The following is a 1,085-nucleotide window of genomic DNA, read 5'->3' on the forward strand; positions in this document are numbered from 1 at the left end:
TGATGTGTGCTGAAAAAACAGGAGGTTTTAACTTGGTAAACTAAACACACTCATCAGGAGTTTACCATGAGCAAGAAACACAAGACTTACACCACAGAATTTAAAGCTGAAGCCATCAAATTAATTGAAGCCAATCAAGGCAATGTCTCGGAAACAGCTAGACAACTTAGCATTTCAATGCAAACTCTTTCAAATTGGAATACCAAAGCAAAGGCTGGAACTTTAGCAGGTACAAAACAGTATTCACCTGATCTAAACGCTCTACTCGAAGAAAATAAAAAACTCAAACAACAGCTCAAAATAGCTGAAATGGAACGTGAATTTTTAAAAAAGGCAGCAGCGTACTTTGCCAAAGAAAGTCAGTAAGGTACGCCTATATGAAACAAAAAAGATATTCTTTTCCAATTACCTTAATGGCTCGATTACTTCATGTTTCAGTTTCATGTTTTTATGATTGGCTCAAGAGAGGCGTGAGCAAAAGAACGATTCAACGAAATCAACAGACGATATTGGTGAAAATAGCCCATGAGGAGACAAGGCAGAGCTATGGTTATATTCGATTAACCAAATACTTACAAGCTCAGGGTATAAAAATGAGTATGTACGCTATACGTCAGATAAAAGCGCTGAACCACCTGTATTGTAAGCGACACAAGCGTTTTAAAAGGACTACGAATAGTGACCATAATCGAGCGATCTATGAAAACCTGCTGGAGCAACAATTCTCAATGACTAGACCAAATCAAGCATGGTCAAGTGATATTACGTACATATGGACTGTTGAAGGATGGCTGTATTTAGCAGCGGTAAAAGACCTTTACACGAAGCAAGTGGTTGGCTATAGCTTAAATGAGCGCATGACAACACAGCTTGTTTGTAATGCGCTAAATATGGCTATTCACAATCAAAAACCAACCAAAGAACTGATTGTGCATTCAGACAGAGGAAGTCAATATTGCAGCCATGAATATCGAAATATACTTGAGCAATATGGTTTTCAAGGTTCAATGAGCAAGCGCGGAGACTGTTACGATAATGCACCGATTGAAAGCTTTTGGGGAATACTGAAAAATGAGTTAGTGCAT

Annotated in this window: 1 pseudogene; it reads left to right on the forward strand. The window is 38.2% G+C overall.

The window, feature by feature from the left end:
• Window positions 1-66: 66 nt before the first annotated feature.
• Window positions 67-1,085, forward strand: a pseudogene (locus FTV03_RS17755) (IS3-like element ISAba22 family transposase); the annotation flags it as partial.

The sequence above is a fragment of the Acinetobacter sp. YH12218 genome, assembly GCF_013417925.1.
Lineage (GTDB): Bacteria > Pseudomonadota > Gammaproteobacteria > Pseudomonadales > Moraxellaceae > Acinetobacter > Acinetobacter amyesii.